The organism is Luteimonas sp. MC1750, assembly GCF_016615955.1.
Lineage (GTDB): Bacteria > Pseudomonadota > Gammaproteobacteria > Xanthomonadales > Xanthomonadaceae > Luteimonas.
This window is the reverse complement of record NZ_CP067113.1, coordinates 2,285,174-2,307,260: the sequence shown is the minus strand read 5'-3', so window position 1 is coordinate 2,307,260 and position 22,087 is coordinate 2,285,174. Positions and strand designations below refer to the sequence as shown.

The following is a 22,087-nucleotide window of genomic DNA, read 5'->3' as shown; positions in this document are numbered from 1 at the left end:
CGCGGGCGGTGGCCGGGCTGAACGCCGCGCCCGGGCGTGGCTTGGACCGTGCCGGGGCAGGCCACATCATGGAAGGCCGGTCCGCGCGAGGCGTCAACGATGAACACCGTCCACCATGTCCATGGCCGCCCCCTGCGCGGCGTGTTTTCCGGCGCGGAGCGCGTGCAGTTCGGGATGGGCTGCTTCTGGGGTGCGGAGCGGCTGTTCTGGACCCTGCCGGGCGTGGAGACCACGGCCGTCGGCTATGCCGGCGGTGACGCCGACGCGCCCACCTACCGCGAGGTGTGCAGCGGACGTACCGGCCACGCCGAAGTGGTGCTGGTGGTCTACGACCCGGAGCGGGTCGACTTCGCGACCCTGCTGTCACGCTTCTGGGAGGGCCACGACCCGACCCAGGGCATGCGCCAGGGCAACGACGTCGGCAGCCAGTACCGTTCGGTGATCCACTGCGACACCGGGGCGCAGCACCGCGCCGCCGTGGCCAGTCGCGACGCCTACCAGCAGCGCCTTGCCGACGCAGGCCACGGGCCGATCACCACCCAGATCGTGTATCCGGCGCCCGCCTTCCACTACGCGGAGGACGAGCACCAGCAATACCTGTCGAAGAATCCCCGCGGCTACTGCGGCCTGGGCGGCACCGGGGTGAGTTGCCAGGTGGGCGTCGCCAGCTGAGGCCGCGCGCAGGAACGGACGCCGTTGCGGCTACAGGCCGGGGGCGCCCGGGACGTGGGCCGTCGCGGTGGATTCGGACACGTGCGGCTCCAGCAGCCCGGCCGGCAGCCCGCGGAGCACGTCGGCGAGTTCGTGCAGGAAGCCGGCCATCGCCGTGCTGCGGCGCCAGACCATGGCGATGCGCCGGCTGGGCGCCGGCGCGTGGAAGTCGACCAGCCGGATGTTGTCCGAGCGCGCCACCGGCGGCTTCACCGCCAGCGAAGGCAGCAGGGTCACGCCGACGTTGGCGGCGACCATCTGGCGCAGGGTCTCCAGGCTGGTGGCCTGGAACTCGCCCTTCTCGCCGGCGCCGGCGAGATGGCAGACGTCCAGCGCCTGGTCGCGCAGGCAGTGGCCGTCGGCGAGCAGGAGCAGGCGCTCGTCGACCAGGTCGCCCAGCGAGATGCGGCCGCGGCCGGCGAGCGGGTGCGCCTCGGGCACCGCGAGCACGAAGGGCTCCTCGAACAGGAACTCGACCTCGAGCTGGTCGTCGCCTACCGGCAGCGCGAGGAGAGCGGCATCGAGCCGGCCCTGCTGCAGGCGATCGAGCAGGACATCGCTCTTCTCCTCCACCAGCAGCAGCTCGAGCTCCGGGAACCGCTTCCGGATCGCCGGCACCACGTGCGGGAGCAGGTAGGGGCCGAGGGTCGGGAACAGGCCCAGGCGGACGGTGCCGGCCTCGGGGTCCTGGCTGCGCCGGGCGGCCTCGCGCATCTGCTCGATGTCGGCCATGACCCGCCGAGCGCGCGTCGCGACTTCGCGCCCGGCGGGCGTGAGCATCACGTTGCGCGGCGCCCGTTCCACCAGCGCCACGCCCAGCTCCTCCTCCAGCTTGCGGATCTGGGTCGACAGCGTGGGCTGGCTGACGAAGCTCGCCGCCGCCGCCCTGCCGAAGTGCAGGTGGTCGGCGAGGGCGACGAAGTAGCCCAGGTCGCGCAGGTTCATGGCGGAGCCTCGCTGTGGAGGAGGTGGCCGCGGCTTACGCCGTGGCCGCCTCGGCATCGGCCGTGGCGGCCGGGCTGCTGCTGCGGATCAGGTGGTCGAACGCGCTGAGCGATGCCTTGGCGCCTTCCCCCATCGCGATCACGATCTGCTTGTACGGCACCGTGGTGGCATCGCCGGCCGCGAACACGCCCGGCAGCGACGTGCGGCCGGCGTCGTCGACCACGATCTCGCCGCGGGGGCTGAGCGCGATGGCGCCCTTCAGCCACTCGGTATTGGGCAGCAGGCCGATCTGCACGAACACGCCTTCCAGCTCCACGCGGTGCGCGTCGCCACCGACGCGGTCGCGGTAGACCAGCCCGTTGACCCGCTTGCCATCGCCGAGCACCTCGGTGGTCTGCGCGGAGGTGATGATGCGCACGTTGGCCAGGCTGCGCAGCTTGCGCTGCAGCACCTCGTCGGCGCGCAGCTTCGAATCGAACTCGACCAGGGTGACGTGGCTGACGAGGCCGGCCAGGTCGATCGCGGCCTCGACGCCGGAGTTGCCGCCGCCGATCACCGCCACGCGCTTGCCCTTGAACAGCGGGCCGTCGCAGTGCGGGCAGTAGGCCACGCCCTTGTTGCGGTACTGGTCCTCGCCGGGCACGCCCATCTGCCGCCAGCGCGCGCCGGTGGCGAGCACCACGGTGCGGCCGCGCACGCTGGCGCCGCTCTCGAGCTCGACGGTGGTCACGCCGTCGCCGTCCTGGCTCAGCGCCTTCGCGCGCTGCAGGTTCATGATGTCGACGTCGTACTGGCGCACGTGCGCCTCGAGCTGCGCGGCGAAGCGCGGGCCGTCGGTCTCGGGCACGGAGATGAAGTTCTCGATCGACATGGTGTCCAGCACCTGGCCGCCGAAGCGCTCCGAGACGACGCCGGTGCGGATGCCCTTGCGCGCCGCATAGATCGCCGCCGCCGCGCCGGCGGGGCCGCCGCCGACTACCAGCACGTCGAACACGTCCTTCTTCGCGATCGCCGCGGCGTCGCGCCTGGCGGCGCCGGTATCGAGCTTGGCGACGATCTGCTCGAGGCTCATGCGGCCCTGGTCGAAGACCTCGCCGTTGAGGAACACGGTCGGCACCGACATCACTTCGCGCGCCTCGACCTCGTCCTGGAACAGGGCGCCGTCGATCGCGACGTGGTGGATGCCGGGGTTGAGCACCGCGGCCAGGTTCAGCGCCTGGACCACGTCCGGGCAGTTCTGGCACGACAGCGAGAAATAGGTCTCGAAGCGGTACTCGCCCTCGAGGTTGCGGACCTGCTCCAGCAGCTCCGGCGCCGCCTTGGACGGATGGCCACCGACCTGGAGCAGCGCCAGCACCAGCGAGGTGAACTCGTGGCCCATGGGCAGGCCGGCGAAGCGCAGGTCGATGTCATGGCCGGGGGAGGTCACGGCGAAGGACGGCTTGCGCTGCGCGTCGTCGCGCGAGACCTCGACGCTCACCTTGTCCGACAGCGCGCGGATGTCTTCCAGCAGCTCGAGCATCTCGGCCGACTTGCTGCCGTCGTCCACGCTGGCGACCAGCACCACGGGGCGCTGCAGCCGCTCGAGATAGGCCTTGAGCTGGGTCTTGAGATCGTCTTCGAGCATGGTGGACTCCTGGATAACGGCAAGGCGGGGGCCTGCAGCCCGTCCCGGGACGGGCCGCCACCGGCGTGGGGATGGACCGCAGGCCGCGCGCGCTGCACGGACTCCGGTCCAGCCCCACCCCCGCCGAAGCGGGGATGGGCTGGGTCTTGCACCTGTAGGAGCGGCCATGGCCGCGATCGCTTCCTGAGGCCGGAGGGATCGCCGCTATAGCGGCTCCCACAGAAAAACCGGCGTTCTTAGATCTTGCCGACCAGGTCGAGCGACGGCTTCAGGGTCTTCTCGCCTTCCTTCCACTTGGCCGGGCAGACCTCGCCCGGATGGGCGGCGACGTACTGGGCGGCCTTGACCTTGCGCAGCAGCTCCAGGGCGTCACGGCCGATGCCCTCGGCGGTGATCTCGATCGACTGGATCACGCCCTCGGGGTCGACGATGAAGGTGCCGCGGTCGGCCAGGCCGGACGGACGCAGGATCTCGAAGTTCTTAGAGATCTCGTGGGTCGGGTCGCCGATCATCGGATACTGGATCTTGCCGATCGCGTCGGAGCTGTCGTGCCAGGCCTTGTGCGAGAAGTGGGTGTCGGTCGACACGCTGTAGATCTCGACGCCGAGCTTCTTGAACTCGTCGTAGTTGATGGCCAGGTCCTCGAGCTCGGTCGGGCAGACGAAGGTGAAGTCGGCCGGGTAGAACACGAACACGGACCACTTGCCCTTCAGGTTGGCGCTGTCGACTTCGACGAACTCGCCGTTGTGGAAGGCGGTAGCCTTGAACGGCTTGATTTCGGTGTTGATGACGGACATGGGAATCCTCGCGAGGTGGGAGAAAACCGGCGGCTGCCGGACGAAGGGAATGTTAGGCCAGGCCTATCAATCGGTAAAGTTGATTATAGTTATTCAATCGATAGGCTAAAACTATCATGAGCCAGCACATTGTTTCCCAATGCCTGTCGGAGGCCGCAGAGCGGATCGAAGCCTCCGAGGCCGGTCTCCTCCTCCAGCACGTCCTGCGGCGGTCACAGGCCTGGCTTTTCGCGCACGCGGACGCCGAGGTTCCGGCGGCCGAGGCCCGCCGCTTCGATGCCCTGGTGGCACGTCGCGCCGAGGGGATGCCGGTGGCCTACCTGGTCGGACGCCGCGGCTTCTGGACCCTCGACCTTGCGGTGACCCCGGACACGCTGATTCCGCGCCCCGAAACCGAGCTTCTGGTGGAGCAGGCGCTCCAGCGGCTGCCGACCGGGCGGCCGCTGCGCGTCGCCGACCTGGGGACCGGCAGCGGCGCCATCGCCCTGGCGATCGCCAGCGAGCGTCCGCTCGCGCAGCTGGTCGCGACCGACCGCAGCGAGGCCGCGCTGGCGGTGGCGCGCGGAAACGCGCGGTCGCACGGACTGGATGGCCGCGTCGACTTCCGCCAGGGCGACTGGTTCGCGCCGCTGGCCGGCGATCGCTTCGACCTGCTCGCCAGCAATCCGCCCTATATCGCCGCGGCCGACCCACACCTGGGACGCGGCGACCTCCGCCATGAGCCGGCCGATGCGCTGGCGTCCGGCGCCGACGGCCTGGACGCGATCCGCATCCTCGCCGCGCACGCGCCGGCCCTCCTCGTGCCCGGCGGCTGGCTCCTGCTCGAGCACGGCTGGGACCAGGGTCCGGCCGTGCGCGCGCTGCTGGCCGCCGCGGGCTTCGAAGAGGTCGCCACCGTGCCCGACCTCGAACACCGCGACCGGGTCAGCCTGGGGCGCCTGGGGTCGGCCCGGGGAGCCCGCTGGTAGACTGGCCACGTTCATCCCGCACGAGGTTCCGCCCGCATGCGCACGCTGTATCCCGAGATCCAGCCCTTCGACGCCGGCACGCTCCGCGTCGACGATCGCCACGTCCTCTACTACGAGCAGTGCGGCAATCCAGAGGGCAAGCCGGTGGTCATGCTGCATGGTGGCCCGGGCGGCGGATGCACCGACAAGATGCGCCGCTTCCACGACCCGGCGAAGTACCGCATCGTGCTGTTCGACCAGCGCGGCTCGGGCCGCTCGACCCCGCACGCCGACCTGGTCGACAACACCACCTGGCACCTGGTCGACGACATCGAGCGCCTGCGCGAACACCTGGGCATCGAGCGCTGGCAGGTCTTCGGTGGTTCCTGGGGTTCGACGCTGGCGCTGGCCTACGCGCAGAGCCATCCGAAGAAGGTCACCGAGCTGGTGCTGCGCGGCATCTTCATGCTGCGCCGCTGGGAGCTGGAGTGGTTCTACCAGGAAGGCGCCTCGCGCCTGTTCCCCGAGGCCTGGCAGCACTACATCGCGGCCATCCCGGAGAGCGAGCGCGGCGACCTGATCGCGGCCTTCCACCGCCGCCTGACGTCCGACGACGAGGCCACGCGCCTCGCCGCGGCGCGGGCGTGGAGCGTCTGGGAAGCGGCCACGAGCTTCCTGCGCATCGACCCCGGCTTCATGTCCGACCACGAGGACCCGCAGTTCGCGCTGGCCTTCGCGCGCATCGAGAACCATTACTTCACCAACGCCGGCTTCTTCGAGTGCGACGACCAGCTGATGCGCGATGCCTACCGCATGGTCGACATTCCCGGCGTCATCGTGCACGGCCGCTACGACGTGGTCTGCCCGATCCAGAACGCCTGGGACCTGCACCAGGTCTGGCCGAAGGCCGAGCTGGTGGTGACGCCGACGTCCGGTCATTCCGCGTTCGAGGACGAGACCGTCGACGCGCTGGTGCAGGCGACCGACCGCTTCGCCTGAGCGGCTGCGCGGTCCCGGCCCGGCGGGCTAGGCCACGCTCGCCGCGCGCGGGCGCGGCGGGCGGTTGAAGAGCAAGAGCATGCGCTGGATCAGCGGGCCGATCGTCAGCGCGTAGGCGAGGGTGCCGAGCCCGAGGCTGCCACCCAGCAGGAAGCCGGCCAGCAGCACGCCGCCTTCGATCAGCGTGCGCACCAGGCGCACGGACCATCCGGTGCGCCGCGCCAGCCCGGTCATCAGGCCGTCGCGCGGCCCGGGGCCGAAGCGCGCGCCGATATACGCCGCGGTGGCCGCGCCGTTGAGCACGATGCCGCCGACCAGCAGCCCGACGCGCGCCGGCAGCGTGAGGTCGGCGAGCGCGCCGCCGATCCAGGCCATCGCCGCATCGAACACCAGGCCGATCACGACCACGTTGCAGACGGTCCCGAAGCCGGGGCGCTGGCGGATCGGGATCCACGCCAGCAGCACCGCGAAGCCGACCACGATCGCCACCCGGCCCATCGGCCAGTCGCCCTGCAGCGCGATGCCCTGGTGCAGCACGTCCCAGGGCATCAGCCCGAGCCCGGCCTGCACCAGCAGCACCATCGACAGGCCGTAGGCGACCAGGCCCAGGAACAGCTGGATGAGCCGGCGGGGCATGCGTGGGGCCGCCGCGCCGCGGCTCAGGCCTTCGTGCCGTCCGGGTTGTATTCGATCATCCACAGCCCGGCCCAGAGCTTGAGGTCGAGCTCGTAGCCTTCGGCGTATTTCCGCATCAGCCAGGCCGGTGCGCTGGCGCGCGGCACCGCGTGCACGGTGATGGCCTCGTCGGCCACGCCGCCGCCGTCGCCGACCTTGCGCAGGTCCAGCGCGCGGGCGAACGCGATCCGCTCGTTGCTCATGCCCGACGAGGTGGGGCCGACCAGCAGCACGTCGATGCGGCCCGCGTCCCAGCCGGTCTCCTCGATCAGCTCGCGCCGCGCGGCGGATTCGAGGGTGTCGTCGTCGACATCGTCGCCGACGAGGCCGGCCGGCATCTCGATCGTGCGCGCGCCCAGCGGCACCCGGTACTGCTCGACGAAGAGCACGTGGTCATCGGGGGTCACCGCGATCACCAGCACCGCCAGGCCGTCCTTGCCGTGGGTGCGTTCGCAGGATTCCCAGTGGCCGCGCCGGACCATGCGCAGCCATTCGCCCTGGTAGAGGATTTCCGGTTGTTCGCCGCCGGCGCGGGTGCGGGTGTCGTCCATGCCCTCGATCCTAGCCTTCCGACATGGTCGAAGCACCGTTTGCCGTCGCCGCGATGCCGCTGGCGGCGTCGAGCCTGCGGCGCGTCATCGGTCCGAACCCCAGCGCGTCGGCGAACGCGGCCAGCGTCGCGGCGTCGGCGGCGGCGCGTTCGAACGGCACCGTCGCATCCGTGAGCGGGGCGTCGCAGGCGATGGTCGACAGTCGCCGGCAGAGCAGGGCCTGTTCGCGGTGCTCGCGCAGGCGCGCGGCCACGGTCGCGGCGCCGCGCATGCGCAGGAAGGCCACCTCGTCGATGCGCCCGAGCAGCGCGTCGAGGCTGCCGAAATGCCCGAGCAGCACGGCCGCCGTCTTGCAGCCGATGCCGGGAACGCCCGGGATGTTGTCGACCGCGTCGCCGCACAGGGCCAGGTAGTCGGCCACCTGGTGGGCATGCACGCCCTGGCGCGCCTTGACCCCGTCCGCGCCCCAGCGCTGGCCGCGTGCGTAGTCCCACTGCTCGTCGTGCGCCTGCAGCAGCTGGGACAGGTCCTTGTCGGCCGAGACGATCACCCCGCGGAAGCCGGCATCGCGCGCCAGCACCAGCGCGGTGCCGATCAGGTCGTCGGCCTCGTACTCGCGGTGCGCCAGCACCGGCAGCCCGAGCGCCGCGCACAGCGATTTGCAGTAGGCGAACTGGCGCTTGAGCTCCGCCGGCGCCGGGTCGCGGTTGGCCTTGTAGGCCGGGTACAGCGCGTTGCGGAAGCAGGAGTCCAGGGCCTCGTCGAAGGCGATGGCGATGTGCCGCGGGCGCTCGCGCTCCAGCAGGTCGAGCAGGAAGCGGGCGAAGCCGTGCACCGCGTTGGTCGGCCAGCCGTCGGCGTCGCGGAAGCCCTCCGCCGGCATCGAGTGCCAGGCGCGGAAGACGTACAGGCTGGCGTCGACCAGGTAGAGCGGCGGGGCCGGCGCGGGCAGGGTCACGCCGGCGGCGTCCAGGCGCGCAGCAGCGCGTCGGGATCGGGTCGCTCGCGCTCGGGCGGCACCAGCTTGGGCGTGCCGATATGGATGAAGCCGGCGATCCGCTCGTCGGGGCCCAGTCCGAGCAGCGCCGCCACGCCGGGATCGACGGCCGGCCAGCCGGTGAGCCAGCACGCGCCGAAGCCCATGCCCTGCGCTGCCTGCAGCAGGGCGAAGCAGGCGCAGCCGGCGGTCAGCAGGCGTTCCTGCGCGGGGATGGCCTCGTCCGCCGGATCGAACACCGCGACCACCACGACCACCAGCGGGGCATGCGAGAAGCGCGCGCGGTCCTTGGCAATCGCCGCCTCGCCGGCATCGGGATGGAGGACCTGGCCACGCGCGGCGACCGCCTCGCCCAGCGCGTGGCGCGCGTCGCCGGCGATCGACAGGAAGCGGAACGGCACGCGCTTGCCGTGGTCCGGCACGCGGACCGCCGAACGCAGCATGCGCCGCAGCTCGGTTTGCGTCGGCGCGGGCGCCTCCAGCTGGCGCGCGGGCACCGACCGGCGGGCGTCGAGGGCCTCGAGCGCGGCGGAGTGTTGGCTAAGTGGGATTGCAGTCACAGACCTCGATGGCTCCATTCAGGGATGGTATGCGTGGGTGCATCCCCCGGCACCGATCGCATCCCGAATGATCGCAGAAGACGCCCCCGGCTACTCCCCCTCCCCGTCACGCTCCGGCGCGATGCGCGATCCCGTGCGCCTGTTCGACGCCCTGCGGCGCGAATCGGTGACCGCCCTCGGCGGCGTGCTCTCGGGGTTCTGGGGCACGATCGAAGAGCAGGTGCGCCTGGAGGCGCTGGCCGGCCACGACTACAGCGGTGCCCAGGACGACCGCATGGCGGTGATGGCGCTCGGCCATCGCGCGCTGGACCTGGCCACGCGCTACCGCGAATCGCTCGAGCGCGGCTTCGATGCCTGGCGCAAGCCCGCGTCGCCACCGCTCAGCGACAAGTCGCTCAGCCTGATGTCGGAGGGCGAGCTCGAGATCCACCTCGCGGGACAGCACACGACCGAGCTGCTCGACCACCAGTTCCTGCATCCGCTGGAGCAGCTGGAGGAACGGCTGCAGGCCCTGGCCTCCGCGCTGGGCGTCGAAGGTCCGCGGGCCAATCCCGTGCGCCCCGAGGCCGCGGTGGCCGCCTTCGTCGAGCTCTTCGGTGCCGAAGACCTGACCCGCGGGCTGCGTCCGCTGGTCTTCAACCAGTTCGACAAGCGCCTGCCGGAGGTGCTCGGCGACCTGTACGAGAAACTCAATTCGATGCTCGAAGGGGCCGGCTTCGGCTCCCAGGCGGGCGGCGGCACGCGCGCGGTGCGCGGGCGCCCGGGCACGGGCGGAGGGCAGGGCCACGGGGCAGCCGGCGCCGACCTCGGCGGACAGGCCGAGGTCGGCGGTGGCTGGGTGCCCGAGGGCGGGGTTGTCGAGCACGGCGGTGGTGGCGGCGGCGGCGGTGGTGGTGGCGGTGTCTCCGGAGCGGCGGGCGGATCGGGCGGGCCGGGCGGTGGCTTCGGCGCCGTGCCGATGGGCTACGGCATCGGCGCGCCGATCGCCGGCGGCGCGATGCACGCCGCGGCGTCCGAAGGCCGTCCACCGCGCTATCGCGACGTCGTGCGCGAGCAGCTCGCGCACTGGCGCGCCTCGGGCGGCGGCACGGCCACGGGTACGGCGCGCGCGGGTGACCCGTTCGAGCAGGATGCATCGCCTGGCGACGCGCACGTGCTGCGCACCGAGGACCTGCTCAACGTCGCGCAGATCCTGCAGGGCGACGACAGCGCCCCCTACACCCGCGCACTCGCGGCGTCGGACGCGCGTGAGCTCAGCCGGGTGATGCGCGAAGCCATCCGCGGCGGTGTGCGCCAGCTCGGCCTCGACGCCGACGTGACCCATTTCAGCGTCGACGAGGAGGATGCGATCGACCTCGTCGGCATGCTTTTCAGCTCGATCAGCGACGCCAACGACCTGGAGGGCCGCGCACGCGACTTCTTCGGCCGGCTGGTGGTGCCCTACCTGAAGGTCGCGCTGACCGACGATTCGATGTTCAACCGCCGCAGCCATCCCGCGCGGCGCCTGCTCGACGTGCTGGCCGAGGCCTGCGACGGCAACGCCGGGGAAACGCCGCAGGACCGCGAGACCCTGGACCGCGCCGAGCGTGCCGTCGACCGCGTGGTCGAGGAATACGACGACGACCAGGCGATTTTCGAACTCGCCGCCAGCGAACTGCGCGACCAGCTGGAGCAGCAGCGCCGCCGGTCCGAGCTGGCCGAGAAGCGTGCCGCCGAAGCGATCCACGGTCGCGAGCGGCTGCAGCAGGCGCGCGCCCATGCCGCCGACCTGGTCGGCTCGCGTCTGTCGGAGCGGCGGCTGACCGCGCCGGTGGCGCAGTTCCTCGACCGCCACTGGCGCCACCACCTCACCCAGGCCTGGCTGCGCGACGGCCCGGGCAGCAGTCGCCACCACGAGGCCATCGCGCTCGGTGACGCGATGGTCCAGGTCGACGTCGACGCCGCGCACGCGCGCGGCCGGGTGGTCGCCGAGCAACTCCTGGCGCTGCAGGTGCCGCTGGGCGAGTGCTATTCCAGCTGCGGCATGGACGCGACCGCGGCGCGCGACGGGATGGCCCGCATCATCTCCGCGCTCGGCCTGCCCGACGCCCCCCGGCGCGTGCATGCGCCGGAGGCCGGCCTGGAGGACGCGGACACCGGCGCCGCCGAAGGCCCGCTGGCGGGGCTGCAGCTTGCGGGCGGCACCGACACCCTGGACTTCGACCCGGAGGTCGCCGCGCGGATGCGCCGGCTGCGGGTCGGGCAGGGCCTGCGCCTGATCGACGAGGACGGACACGAGACCGCGGCGCGGATCGCCTGGGTGAGCCCGCTGACCGGCCGCTTCCTGGTGGTGAACCGCCGCGGCATGCGCCGGATGGTGGTGTCGCCCGAGGAGCTGACCGCCCTGGTCGCGGCGGGCCGGGTGGCGGTGCGTTCGACCGATGCACCGTTCGACGAGGCCATGCGCCAGGTGTGGCAACAGCTCAATCCCAAGGCCGCGTCCAACGCGCGGGACGAGAGGGCGGTCAACGGCTGACGCCTGCTGGCGGATGGCCGTGGCGCCTGCCGGCGGATGACCGCCGCGGTTGCCGTCATGCGCCATGTGCTGGTGTTGGGATATCGTGGCGCGCCCGCCCAGTCTCAGGCATCTCCTAGAAATGCGACCGCGATCAAGTCCCGGCGATGCAGGTCCTGCCCGGACAGCGTCGGCCAACACGCCGGCCCGCCAGCTCGAGGCGCTGCACCAGGGCTTCCGCGCCCGCCTGCTACCGCTGCTGGCCGAGTCCCGCGAAGCCACCGAGGCCGAGTTGAGGCGCCTCGCGGCCGAGGCGCCCGACGACGAACTCGCCGAAGCGCTCGCCAACGCCGTCGTCCTGCAGCACGACGCCAGCCGCCACCAGCGCAGCTGGGAAGGCCATCTCGCCCAGGGCTTCGCCGGCTGGCCCACGCCGCCGGATGCGGCCAGGCTCGCGCGCGGCTTCGCCCTGGTCTCGGACGGGGAGCTGCATGCGCAGCTGATCGGGCAGCCCGCGGTCGAGGCGCTGGAGCGGCGCTTCGCCGACGTGCTCGGCATCATCGATGGGCGCCTCTGGTCGATGGCGGCGTCGCTCGGCGGCCATGCGCGGCCGGTCAATCCGTTCGCGCCGCGCGCGGTGATCGACGCCTTCCTCGAGACCTTCAGCGCCACCGAATGCGATCCGATCCTGCGCTCGGCGCTGCTGCGCCAGTACGAGCGGCTGTGCGGACCGCGCCTGCTCGAGGCCTATGCCTGGCTCAACACCACGCTGGCCGAAGGTGGACACGCGCTGGATGGCGCCAGCGGCGGTGCCGCACTGGTCTCGCAACCGGTGGCGGGCAAGGGCGGGCAGCCGGCCTGGGCCGGACACGACGCGCTCAAACCCCAGGCGTCGTCCTGGCGCGAGTCCGCGCCCGGAGCCGTGGAGCACGGCACCGGGCGGCGCAGGATCCTGTGCGACCGCCTGCGCGCGGCGCGCGGCCCGGAGGCCAGTTCCCGGGCCGCGTCGGCCCGCGACTTCAGCGAGCAGGAATTTTTTTCGGTGCTGTCCCTGCTGCAGGGCAACGAGACGCCGAAGCAGCCGGTCCAGGTGCCGGGTTCGATCGGCGTGCACCTCAGGGATGCGCTGCGGAACGGAGCCGAAGGCCTGGGCCTGCCTGCGGACCTCGCGGCGCCATCGCCGGCCCAGGACGATGCGATCGACGCGGTCGGTGCGCTGTTCGACGGCCTGCGCGCCGACGCCGCACTGTCACCCGATGCCCGCGGCCGGCTGGCAAGGCTCGCCTGGCCATGGCTGCGGCTGGCGCTGGCCGATCCCGCGCTGTTCGAAGACCCCGCGCATCCGGCCATGCGCCTGCTCTCGGGCCTGGTGGCGTGCTGGGACGCCAACCTGGCGCGCAGCGACGACGAGGCCGCGCTGCACGTCCTGGCGGACGGGCTGGCCGACCGCGTGGCCAACGACTACCACGACGACGCGGGCGTGTTCGCCGCGGCGCTGGAGGAACTCGATGCCACGCGCGCGCCGCTGGAGCGGCGTGCGGCGATCAGCGAACGCCGGGCCTGGCAGTCGATCCTCGGCGGCGAGCGCCTGCAGGAGGCGCGCCGCGACGCCGATGCGCACCTCGCCGCGCGGCTTGGGCGCGCGCCACTGCTGGTCGAGGTGGCCGGCTTCCTCTCCGGCGCCTGGCGCCAGTCGCTGGCCATGGCCTGGCTGCGCGACGGCCCCGGGTCGGCTCGCCACGGCGAGGCGCTGGCCGTCGGTGACGAACTGCTGGAGATCGACGCCGCGGCGGCCGCGGCCGAGGGACGCGACGTTGCCGATCGCCTGATCGCACTCGGCCCGCAGCTTCGCGCCTGCCTGCTGGCCGGCGGTATCGCCGATGCCGGCGCCGACGAGCAGTTGGCCCGGCTGGTGGCCGCCCTGGCACGGCCCGATGCGCCGCGCATGCCGGCGGCCTTCGTGCCGCTGGCCGAGCCGGAAGGATTCGATACGTCCGCCGGGTCTGTCGGCGACGACGCGGCGGCAGCCGTCGGACAGGTGCTGGTCGGGGATGCCGCTGGGGGCGAGCCACCGACCTGGCTGCGCCTGGCCTGGACCAGCCCGGTCACCGGACGCCACCTGCTGGTGAACCGCCAGGGTGCGCGCACGGCGCTGCTTGGACCGGCGGAGCTGGCCGCGACGCTGGCAGGCGCGCAGCTGGTGGCGCGCTCGGCGGAAGGCGCGGCGGAAGCCGTGCTGCAGCGACTCGCCGGTCCGCCGGCCGGCTGAGCGCTGCCGTCGCGCATCGCCGCCGACACCGCTAGGATGGAGCGAAGGCATCGCGGGGAGTCGGGAATGGCAGTGAGGATCGGCATCGCGCGGGAAACCGCGCCGGGCGAGCGGCGCGTCGCGCTGACCCCCGAAACCTGCAGGAAGCTGGTCGCCCTCGGGGCGACGGTCACCATCGAACGCGGCCTGGGCCACCACGCCCACTTCGCCGACGCCGCCTATTCCGCCGCGGGTGCCGTGCTTGCCGACGATGCACCGGGCGCGCTGGCCGGAGCCGACCTGGTGCTGTGCGTGCAGGCGCCGCCGCCGGCGCTGCTGGCGACGCTGCGCGAAGGCGCCGCGCTCATTGGCCAGCTGCAGCCCGAGGCCGACCCGGCGCGTGGCGAAGCGATCCGCGCGCACGGCGTGGTCGCGTTCCCGCTGGAGCGGTTGCCGCGCACCACGCGCGCGCAGGCGATGGACGTGCTGAGTTCCCAGGCCGGAATGGCCGGCTACAAGGCGGTGCTGATCGCCGCGCAGCTGGCGCCGCGCTTCTTCCCGATGCTGACCACCGCGGCCGGCACCATCCGGCCGTCGAAGGTGCTGGTGATCGGCGCCGGCGTCGCCGGCCTGCAGGCGGTGGCCACCGCGCGCCGGCTGGGCGCCCAGGTGGAGTGCTTCGACGTGCGTCCGGAAACCCGCGAGCAGATCGAATCGCTGGGCGGCCGGTTCCTCGACCTCGGCGTGAGCGCGGCGGGCGAGGGCGGTTATGCGCGCGCGCTCACCGACGAGGAGCGCGCCGAGCAGCAGAAGCGCCTGGGCGAGCACCTGCGCAACATCGACGCCATCGTCTGCACCGCCGCCGTTCCCGGGCGGCCGGCGCCGAAGATCATCACCGCCGGCATGGTCGGCGGCATGGCGCCCGGCAGCGTGATCGTCGACCTCGCCGCCGAGACCGGCGGCAACTGCGAGCTGACGCGGCCGGGCGAGACGATCGACGCCGGCGGGGTCACCGTGGCCGGGCCGCTCGACCTTGCGAGCAGCGGCGCGGTGCACGCCAGCGAGATGTTCGCGCGCAACGTCTTCAACTTCGCCAGCCTGCTGGTCGCCGACGGCGCGCTCGCCTTCGACTGGAACGACGAGCTGCTGGCCAGGACCGTCTGGCCGCAACCGCAGCCCGCGGCCTGAGTCGCGCTCAGCGGTCGCGCGGCGGCTCGGGGGACCTGGGCGCCCGCGGTGGCGCCGGATGCGCCTGGACCCACGCGCGCCGCTGCGCCGGCGTCATCGCGCCCCACTGCTTGCGCAGGACCTCGCGCTCGGCCTCGGGCAGGGTTCGCATGTGCGCATAGAGGGCGCGCAGGGCGCCGCGCTTTTCCGGATCCATCTGTCGCCAGCGCTCGGCGCCCCGGCGGGCACGCTCACGCTGTTCGGGCGGCATCTGCTGCCAGCGCTCGGCATGTTCGAGCATGCGCGCGCGGCGCTCGGGATGGTCGTCCCAGCGCTGGCGCAGCGGCGCGACCAGGGCCTCGCGCTGCGCGTCGCTCAGCTGGTCCCAGGCTGGGAGTGCCGGTCCGGCGGGCGTCTGTGCGGCGGCCGGCAGGGTGAACGTGGCCAGCGCCAGAAGCAGCGCGGTGGTGGTCGAGCGGATCGTGGGATTCGGCATGGTCCTCACTCCATCGCCAGGATCAGGCTGTCCTGCGAGGCGACCCACAGGTACAGATCAGGGTCTTCCTCGAGCGTGGCCAGGCCCTCGTCCCAGGCTGCCGCCTCGATGGCCGTCCCGGCCGCGGCCAGCGACGGTGGCGCAGCATCCGTTGGCCCACCGTCCAGCGCCGGCTGGCGCAGCCCGATGGCCAGCGCGAAGACGGCTGCCAGGCCGGCCGCCGCCCACCAGCCGCCCGACCGCAGCTCCGGCCGTGCCGGCGTGGCGGCGGAGGCGGCATGGCCACGCCGCACCCGCAGGGCATAGAGGGTGCGCGGCGGCACCTGTGCCACCGCCTGCACATGCACGGCGCGCAGCCGGCGGTCGAATGCGTCGTGTGTGTCGCTCATCGGAAATCCTCCAGTCGCTTCTGCAGCGCGTCGCGTGCGCGCGACAGGTGTGTCTTGACCGATCCCTCGCTGCAGCCCATCACCCGCGCGGTGGTCGCCACGTCGAGCTCTTCCAGGATCCGCAGGGTGAAGGCCTCGCGCTGGCGCCTCGGCAGGGCGCGCAGCGCCTGCACCAGCTCGCTCCAGGCCTCGCGGCCGTCGTGCGCGCGGGACGGGTCCGGCTCGTCGCCGGCCCATTCCACGCCCGCCTCCTGGCGTTCGTCGGCCGAGGTCATCCAGCCCAGGCGCAGGGTGCGCCGGCGCTGCACGTCGACGATGCGGCTGCGCAGGACGGTCCAGAACAGCGGCGTCCACTCGTCGGCGGGCCGATCGCGGTAGCGCAGCATCCGCACCATCGCGTCCTGCACCGCGTCCAGGGCGTCCTCGCGGTGGCGCAGCCCGGCTTCGGCGAAGCGCACCGCACGCGCGGCGATGCCGTCGAGGAAGGTCTCGAGCGTCATCGCGTCGGCCGTCGCCCCGGTCTGCGCCGCGGCGGCGTACACGCTGTTGGCGTCAGCTGGCATGGGATCCAGCATAGCCAGCGCGGTGCCGTGGTGTTGTGGGTTGCTGCTGCCGTCCATCCAGGCATTCCAGTCGGGTCGTGGATGGGAACGCAGGCCGGCGCGCGCGGTTGACAGGTGCCCGTGGCGCCGCGGTCAGGGCCGGTTATGATCGGAGCGGGCAGCCCGGGGAGAACGCGTGTGGCCGATGGATTCGTTGCGCTGTACATCTTCATGCTGGCGGCGATCGCCGGCCACGTGATCATCTCGCGGGTGCCGGTGATCCTGCACACGCCGCTGATGTCGGGGTCGAACTTCATCCACGGCATCGTGCTGATCGGCGCGATGGTGGTGCTGGGGCACGCCGACACCACGCTGGAGAAGGCGATCGGCTTCGTGGCGGTGCTGATGGGCGCGGGCAATGCCGCCGGCGGCTACGTGGTCACCGAGCGCATGCTCGAGATGTTCAAGCCCAGCGACCGCGCCAAAGGCGGCAAGTCCGGCAGCCCGGAGGGTGGCGCATGAGCGGCGCGTCCGTGCTGATGCTGGTCATCCAGGCGAGCTACCTGGTCGCGGCCACGCTGTTCCTGCTCGGCCTGCAGCGCATGGCCTCGCCGCGCACCGCGCGCAGCGGCATCCAGTGGGCGGGCGTCGGCATGGTCCTGGCCACGGTGGTCACCTTCTTCATCCCGGGGCTGCAGAACATCGCGCTGATGGCGGTGGCGGTGGCCCTGGGCACGGTGATGGCCTGGGTCTCGGGCAAGCGCGTGGCCATCACCGACATGCCGCAGATGGTCGCGCTGTACAACGGCCTGGGCGGTGGATCGGCGGCGGCGATCGGCGCGGTCGAGCTGCTGCGCTGGACCTCGGCCGGCCAGGCGCCTGGCGTGGTCGTGCCGGTGCTCGCGCTGCTGGGCGCGCTGATCGGCTCGGTGGCGCTGTCGGGCTCGATCATCGCCTGGGCCAAGCTCGACGGGCGCATGGACAAGCGCTACAGCTTCCCGGGCATGCAGCTCTTCAACGCCGCGGTGCTCCTGGCGGCGCTGGTGCTGGGCGGGCTGCTGCTGCGCTCGCTGGGCGTGCCGCTGGTGGTGGCGTTCTTCGTCGCCGCGCTGGCCCTGGGCGTGCTGATGACCCTGCCCATCGGCGGCGCCGACATGCCGGTGGTGATCTCGCTGTACAACGCGCTGACCGGCCTGGCGGTGGCCTTCGAGGGCTATGTGCTGGGCAACGAGGCGCTGATCATCGCCGGCATGATGGTCGGCGCGGCCGGCATCCTGCTGACCCGGCTGATGGCCAAGGCGATGAACCGCTCGATTTCCAGCGTGCTGTTCTCCAACTTCGGTGCCACCGGCGAGGCGGCGGAGATCACCGGCAGCCAGAAGCCGATCGAGGCCGCCGACGTCGCCGCGATGATGGCCTACGCCGAGCGCGTGGTGATCGTGCCCGGGTACGGCATGGCCGTGGCCCAGGCGCAGCACAAGATCTGGGAGCTGAGCCAGCGGCTGATCGAGCGCGGGGTGAAGGTGAAGTTCGCCATCCACCCGGTGGCCGGGCGCATGCCCGGGCACATGAACGTGCTGCTGGCCGAGGCCGGCGTGCCCTACGATCTGATCGTCGACATGGACGACGTCAATCCGGAGTTCAAGAACACCGACGTCAGCCTGGTGATCGGCGCCAACGACGTGGTCAACCCGGTGGCCAAGACCGATCCCGCCAGCCCGATCTACGGCATGCCGATCCTCGACGTGGTCGAGTCGAAGAACACGATCGTCATCAAGCGCGGCAAGGGCCGCGGATTCGCCGGCATCGAGAATGCGCTGTTCTACGCCGACAACACGCGGATGCTCTATGGCGACGGATCGGAGATGGCGAGCGCGCTGGTGAGCGAGCTCAAGGCGCTCGACGGCGGGCACTAGCCGGTCGGGCCTGTGGGAGCGGCTACAGCCGCGAAAACGGAGTTCGCGCAGGGCGATCGCGGCTGTAGCCGCTCCTGCAGACGGCGGGCGTAGGTGCTCAGCGGCCCCAGGCGGCGGCGACCACGAGGCCGGCCGCCAGCCAGGCCAGGTCGACGGCGTCGTTGGCCATGCGCAGCAGCAGCCAGCCGTGCTCCGGGCCCATGCGGATGATCGAGCTCCAAGGGGTGAGGCCCAGCATCCGCCCGACCTGGTCCGCGGCGATGCCCCAGTTGGCCAGCGCGATCGCCACCAGCGTCGCCAGCACCGCCCAGGCCGCGCGCGCGGCGCCGGGCCGGTGTCCGCCCATGCGCAGCAGCAAGAGCGCATCGACCGCGGCCACCACGGCCATCCAGCTCGACTGGCGGCCGGTCACCTGCGCGACCAGGATCCAGGCCGCGGCGATGCCGATGCTGCCGGCCAGCGCCAATGCCAGCGCCGTCGTCGGCCGGGAGCGGAAAGGGGGCATGGAACGCAGCACCGTTCGGGGTGGTACAGGATAGCGTCCGCCACGGGCGGTAGAATGAGCGTCCAGTCGCCACAGCCGAATCCCGCATGTATTCCCGCAACAGCGAACCCGTCCGCCTCGAGCGCGACTGCGCCGCCGTGCTCGTGCCGCAGGGCGACGAGGTCACCCTGCCCGCGGGCAGCGTGGGCTACATCACCCAGGCGCTGGGCGGCAGCTTCACGGTGTTCGTCGAGGGCAACCTGTTCCGCATCGCCGGCAACGACGCCGACGCGATCGGCAAGGAGCCGCCGGAACCGCTGCAGCTGGAGGAGGGCGCGGACGACGCCGCGGTGGAGCGCCTGGTCTGGAGCCAGCTGCGCACCTGCTTCGACCCGGAGATCCCGATCAACATCGTCGACCTCGGCCTGGTCTACGAGGCGAACGTGCTGCACCGCGACGATGGCCAGCGGCTGGTCGAGGTGCGCATGACCCTCACCGCGCCCGGCTGCGGGATGGGCGACATCCTGGTCGACGACGTCCGCATCAAGCTGGAAATGATCCCGACCGTGGTCGAGGCCGACGTCGAACTGGTGTTCGACCCGCCGTGGACCCGGCACATGATGTCCGAGGCCGCGCGGCTGGAAACCGGGATGTTCTGAACGGCGGGCGCAAGGCCCGTCTTGCCTGTTTTCCAGAGCCAATGTCAGGATCTGTGACTGGCCGCACATTCCGTGCTGCCAAGTGCAACCTGTTTCCGCTTGCGGGCCCCGAAGGTGTCGCTTAGCGTCACTTTGCGGACGGAAAGTGTCAGTCCGCATCCGGCGGCTGCCACAGACGGGGAGGGGTTCCCGGAGCGGCGGCGCCGTCCCGCCGCGCGCGCGGCACCTCGTTCACTCCGGGAAAAACCACTCATGTCCGACGCCAAGCTTCGCCGCGTGCGCCTGCACGCCCTCGCGGTCGCCACCACCGCGGTCCTGTCGTCCCTTGCGGTCGCGTTGCCGGCCCTCGCCGCCGAGCGCGTCGAGCTCAGCGGCCTCCAGGCCTCGCAGCAGCACGATCGCTTCATCGTGAAGTACGTCGATGGCAGCCCGGAACAGGCCAGTCCCAAGGAGCGCGACGCCGCGCTGCGCGCCGCGGCCGGCGTGGTCCCGGCCTCGCGCCGCGCCGCGCCGCTGGTGCTGCGCCACGAGCGCCGTATGGCCGTGGGCGCCGAGGTGATCACCACCAGCCGCAAGCTCGACCGCGTCGAGGCCGAAACCCTGATGCGGCAAATCGCGGCCAATCCGAACGTCGAGTACGTCGAGGTCGACAAGCTCAACACGCTGGTCATGACGCCGAACGATCCCCAGTTCTCGCAGCAGTGGGGCTTTGGCACCGGAGCCGGCGGCATCCGCGCCACCCAGGCCTGGGACACCACCAGCGGCGCCGGGACCGTGGTCGCAGTGCTCGATACCGGCATCGCCAGCCACAGCGACCTCAATGCCAACGTGCTGCCCGGCTATGACTTCATCGCCGACACCGCGGTCGCCGGCGACGGCAACGGCCGCGACGGCGACGCCAGCGATCCCGGCGACTACTACGGCGGCAACGCCTCGAGCTGGCACGGCACCCACGTCGCCGGTACGGTGGCCGCGCTGACCAACAACGGCAAGGGCGTGGCCGGCACGGCGTATGGCGCCAGGATCGTGCCCGTGCGCGTGCTCGGCCGTGGCGGTGGCTACGACTCCGACATCGCCGACGCGGTGATCTGGGCCTCGGGCGGTTCGGTCAGCGGCGTGCCGGCCAACGCCAACCCGGCGGAAGCCATCAACCTCAGCCTCGGCGGCTCCGGCAGCTGCGGCAGCGCGATGCAGAGCGCGATCAACGGCGCGGTCGGCCGCGGCTCCACGATCGTGATCGCCGCGGGCAACAGCAACGCGAACACCTCGGGCTTCTCGCCGGCGAACTGCGGCAACGTGATCGCCGTCGGCTCGATCACCAGCACCGGCGCGCGCTCCAGCTTCTCCAACTACGGCGCCATCGTCGACATCGCCGCGCCGGGTTCGAGCATCCAGTCCACGCTCAACAGCGGCAGCCAGGGCCCGGGCGCCGAAAGCTATGCCAGCTACAGCGGCACCTCGATGGCCGCGCCGCACGTGGCCGGCGTGGTCGCCCTGATCCAGTCGGTGGCCAACCCGGCCAAGACCCCGGCGCAGGTCGAGGCGCTGATCAAGAGCACCGCCCGCGCCTTCCCGTCCACGCCGTCGCAGCCGATCGGCGCCGGCATCCTTGATGCCAAGGCGGCGGTCGATGCGGCCGCGGGTGGCGGCGGCAATCCCAACCCGAACCCGGGCGGCGTCCTGCAGAACGGCACGCCCGTCAGCGTGGCCGGCGCCTCGGGCAGCACCCAGTACTGGACCGTCACCGTGCCGGCCGGGGCGACCAACCTCAACATCGCCACCGCGGGCGGCACCGGCGACCTCGACATGTACGTGCGCTTCGGGTCGCAGCCGACCACGTCGACCTACGACTGCCGCCCCTACCGGTCGGGCAATGCCGAAACCTGCAGCTTCGCCACGCCGCAGGCCGGCACCTGGCACGTCATGCTGCGCGGCTATTCGGCGTTCTCGGGCGCGAGCCTCACCGCCAGCTACTCCACGGGCGGTGGCGGCGGTGGCAACACGCTGCAGAACGGCGTGCCGGTGACCGGCCTGTCGGGCGCGGCGTCGAGCGAGCGTCGCTACACCATCCAGGTGCCGGCGGGCCGTACCCAGCTCCGGGTGCAGACATCGGGCGGCACGGGTGATGCCGACCTCTATGTGCGCCAGGGTTCGGCACCGACCACCACCACCTACACCTGCCGTCCGTACCAGGGTGGCAACAACGAGACCTGCACCATCAACAATCCGGCGGCCGGGACCTGGCACGTCATGGTGCGCGGCTACAGCGCGTACTCCGGCCTGAGCCTGGTCGGCAGCTACTGACCACGGCGGGCTGACGGCGGCGGACGGGGCGACCCGTCCGCCGTTTTCTTTTTTTGCCGACGGGGTTCGCGCCGCCCGTCCCGCGCACAGGGGGTGTGCTTCCCCGTCCTGTCCGCATCCTGCTCCCAAGGCCGGCCGCCGGCCATCCATGGCCGGCTGTACGCACACCCCCTGTGCGCGGGACGGGCCGTGGCCATGGTCGGCTTCGGGGAAGAGCGACGGCAACGGCAACGGCTGCAGCGAAAGCGGCAGCTGCAGCCACGGTTACCGCCAGAGCTGCAGCCACAGCTGCAGCCACAGCCACCGCTACAGCTACGCAAGGGCGATCGCGGCTGTAGCCGCTCCTACAGGGGTGGGGCGTGAGGGCTTGGGATGTCGGGGCTTCCCGATCGCGGAGGCGGTGGGGCCGGACGCGGATGCAGGGGGGATGGCCAGAGCCGGCCATGGATGGCCGGCGGCCGGAACTGGGAGCAGGGCGCGGACATTCCGGCTGGGCATCCCCCCTGCATCTGCGGCCGGCGGCGCACCGTGTCCGGAGCAATGGCCACGAGTCAGCAGCTCCGAGGAAGACCGTCCAAG

Annotated in this window: 21 protein-coding genes; 10 read left to right on the top strand and 11 right to left on the bottom strand. The window is 72.1% G+C overall.

Annotated features, from left to right (window positions below):
- Nucleotides 1-48: 48 nt before the first annotated feature.
- On the top strand, nucleotides 49-672 hold the full coding sequence (msrA, locus tag JGR68_RS10845; protein WP_234446500.1) for a peptide-methionine (S)-S-oxide reductase MsrA: 624 nt from the start codon (nucleotides 49-51) through the stop codon (nucleotides 670-672).
- Nucleotides 673-702: 30 nt separating this feature from the next.
- On the opposite strand, the gene JGR68_RS10840 is transcribed toward msrA, so the two are convergent.
- From JGR68_RS10840 to ahpC, 3 genes are all read right to left on the bottom strand, one after another.
- Nucleotides 703-1,656 carry a LysR substrate-binding domain-containing protein gene (locus JGR68_RS10840; RefSeq protein ID WP_199362906.1) on the bottom strand — a complete coding sequence of 318 codons (954 nt, stop codon included), beginning with the start codon at nucleotides 1,654-1,656 and terminating at the stop codon, nucleotides 703-705.
- Between the two features lie 34 nt (nucleotides 1,657-1,690).
- Entirely contained in the window at nucleotides 1,691-3,283 is a 1,593-nt protein-coding gene (gene ahpF / locus JGR68_RS10835; protein WP_199362909.1) for an alkyl hydroperoxide reductase subunit F, read from the bottom strand.
- A gap of 236 nt (nucleotides 3,284-3,519) precedes the next feature.
- Nucleotides 3,520-4,080 (bottom strand): alkyl hydroperoxide reductase subunit C, encoded by a 561-nt coding sequence (gene ahpC, locus JGR68_RS10830; protein WP_199362911.1) that lies wholly within the window; start codon nucleotides 4,078-4,080, stop codon nucleotides 3,520-3,522.
- A gap of 116 nt (nucleotides 4,081-4,196) precedes the next feature.
- Here ahpC and prmC point away from each other — a divergent pair, with 116 nt between their 5' ends.
- Together prmC and pip are read left to right on the top strand one after the other, a co-directional pair.
- Nucleotides 4,197-5,048, top strand: a complete 852-nt coding sequence (gene prmC, locus JGR68_RS10825; protein WP_199362912.1) for a peptide chain release factor N(5)-glutamine methyltransferase — start codon at nucleotides 4,197-4,199, stop codon at nucleotides 5,046-5,048.
- A 36-nt stretch (nucleotides 5,049-5,084) separates the two neighbouring features.
- Nucleotides 5,085-6,026: a prolyl aminopeptidase gene (pip, locus tag JGR68_RS10820; RefSeq protein WP_199362913.1), complete on the top strand. Its 942-nt coding sequence runs from the start codon at nucleotides 5,085-5,087 to the stop codon at nucleotides 6,024-6,026.
- 27 nt (nucleotides 6,027-6,053) lie between these two features.
- On the opposite strand, the gene JGR68_RS10815 is transcribed toward pip, so the two are convergent.
- Genes JGR68_RS10815 through JGR68_RS14040 form a run of 4 tightly spaced genes read right to left on the bottom strand, consistent with a single transcriptional unit; the run spans nucleotide 6,054 to nucleotide 8,827 of the window.
- Complete coding sequence (locus tag JGR68_RS10815; protein ID WP_199362914.1) at nucleotides 6,054-6,662, bottom strand: hypothetical protein; 609 nt, start codon at nucleotides 6,660-6,662, stop codon at nucleotides 6,054-6,056.
- Between the two features lie 23 nt (nucleotides 6,663-6,685).
- Complete coding sequence (locus JGR68_RS10810) at nucleotides 6,686-7,252, bottom strand: NUDIX hydrolase (RefSeq protein WP_199362915.1); 567 nt, start codon at nucleotides 7,250-7,252, stop codon at nucleotides 6,686-6,688.
- 10 nt (nucleotides 7,253-7,262) lie between these two features.
- The gene (locus tag JGR68_RS10805; protein ID WP_234446645.1) at nucleotides 7,263-8,225 is read right to left on the bottom strand and encodes a 5'-3' exonuclease H3TH domain-containing protein; all 963 of its coding nucleotides are present in this window, start codon (nucleotides 8,223-8,225) and stop codon (nucleotides 7,263-7,265) included.
- Nucleotides 8,207-8,827, bottom strand: coding sequence for a nitroreductase (locus tag JGR68_RS14040; RefSeq protein ID WP_234446499.1), 621 nt, complete (start codon nucleotides 8,825-8,827; stop codon nucleotides 8,207-8,209). Before JGR68_RS14040 ends, JGR68_RS10805 begins: the two co-directional genes overlap by 19 nt.
- Before the next feature lie 49 nt (nucleotides 8,828-8,876).
- Here JGR68_RS14040 and JGR68_RS10800 point away from each other — a divergent pair, with 49 nt between their 5' ends.
- The 3 genes from JGR68_RS10800 to JGR68_RS10790 all read left to right on the top strand — a co-directional run bounded on the left by JGR68_RS10800 (nucleotide 8,877) and on the right by JGR68_RS10790 (nucleotide 14,739).
- On the top strand, nucleotides 8,877-11,324 hold the full coding sequence (locus JGR68_RS10800) for a DUF1631 family protein (protein WP_200672690.1): 2,448 nt from the start codon (nucleotides 8,877-8,879) through the stop codon (nucleotides 11,322-11,324).
- 121 nt (nucleotides 11,325-11,445) lie between these two features.
- Nucleotides 11,446-13,572 carry a DUF1631 family protein gene (locus JGR68_RS10795; protein ID WP_199362917.1) on the top strand — a complete coding sequence of 709 codons (2,127 nt, stop codon included), beginning with the start codon at nucleotides 11,446-11,448 and terminating at the stop codon, nucleotides 13,570-13,572.
- A gap of 66 nt (nucleotides 13,573-13,638) precedes the next feature.
- Nucleotides 13,639-14,739 carry an NAD(P) transhydrogenase subunit alpha gene (locus tag JGR68_RS10790; protein WP_199362918.1) on the top strand — a complete coding sequence of 367 codons (1,101 nt, stop codon included), beginning with the start codon at nucleotides 13,639-13,641 and terminating at the stop codon, nucleotides 14,737-14,739.
- Between the two features lie 7 nt (nucleotides 14,740-14,746).
- Here the strand turns inward: JGR68_RS10790 and JGR68_RS10785 are convergent, their stop codons facing one another.
- From JGR68_RS10785 to JGR68_RS10775, 3 genes are read right to left on the bottom strand one after another with little or no spacing between them, the layout of a single operon-like run.
- Nucleotides 14,747-15,214, bottom strand: coding sequence for a DUF3106 domain-containing protein (locus JGR68_RS10785; RefSeq protein ID WP_199362919.1), 468 nt, complete (start codon nucleotides 15,212-15,214; stop codon nucleotides 14,747-14,749).
- 5 nt (nucleotides 15,215-15,219) lie between these two features.
- Nucleotides 15,220-15,603: a hypothetical protein gene (locus JGR68_RS10780; protein WP_199362920.1), complete on the bottom strand. Its 384-nt coding sequence runs from the start codon at nucleotides 15,601-15,603 to the stop codon at nucleotides 15,220-15,222.
- Nucleotides 15,600-16,166 (bottom strand): RNA polymerase sigma factor, encoded by a 567-nt coding sequence (locus JGR68_RS10775; protein WP_199362921.1) that lies wholly within the window; start codon nucleotides 16,164-16,166, stop codon nucleotides 15,600-15,602. The genes JGR68_RS10780 and JGR68_RS10775 overlap by 4 nt, the downstream gene beginning before the upstream one ends.
- 177 nt (nucleotides 16,167-16,343) lie before the next feature.
- On the opposite strand from JGR68_RS10775, the gene JGR68_RS10770 reads away from it, so the two are divergent.
- Both JGR68_RS10770 and JGR68_RS10765 read left to right on the top strand, forming a co-directional pair.
- Nucleotides 16,344-16,667, top strand: coding sequence for an NAD(P) transhydrogenase subunit alpha (locus tag JGR68_RS10770; protein ID WP_199362922.1), 324 nt, complete (start codon nucleotides 16,344-16,346; stop codon nucleotides 16,665-16,667).
- A complete protein-coding gene (locus tag JGR68_RS10765; RefSeq protein ID WP_199362923.1) occupies nucleotides 16,664-18,061 on the top strand; it encodes an NAD(P)(+) transhydrogenase (Re/Si-specific) subunit beta in 1,398 nt (465 codons plus the stop codon). The genes JGR68_RS10770 and JGR68_RS10765 overlap by 4 nt, the downstream gene beginning before the upstream one ends.
- A gap of 97 nt (nucleotides 18,062-18,158) precedes the next feature.
- Here the strand turns inward: JGR68_RS10765 and JGR68_RS10760 are convergent, their stop codons facing one another.
- Complete coding sequence (locus JGR68_RS10760) at nucleotides 18,159-18,566, bottom strand: hypothetical protein (RefSeq protein ID WP_199362924.1); 408 nt, start codon at nucleotides 18,564-18,566, stop codon at nucleotides 18,159-18,161.
- An 86-nt stretch (nucleotides 18,567-18,652) separates the two neighbouring features.
- On the opposite strand from JGR68_RS10760, the gene sufT reads away from it, so the two are divergent.
- Both sufT and JGR68_RS10750 read left to right on the top strand, forming a co-directional pair.
- Nucleotides 18,653-19,204, top strand: coding sequence for a putative Fe-S cluster assembly protein SufT (gene sufT / locus JGR68_RS10755; protein WP_199362925.1), 552 nt, complete (start codon nucleotides 18,653-18,655; stop codon nucleotides 19,202-19,204).
- 252 nt (nucleotides 19,205-19,456) lie between these two features.
- Complete coding sequence (locus tag JGR68_RS10750; protein WP_343225130.1) at nucleotides 19,457-21,508, top strand: S8 family peptidase; 2,052 nt, start codon at nucleotides 19,457-19,459, stop codon at nucleotides 21,506-21,508.
- The last annotated feature ends 579 nt before the right edge of the window (nucleotides 21,509-22,087 follow it).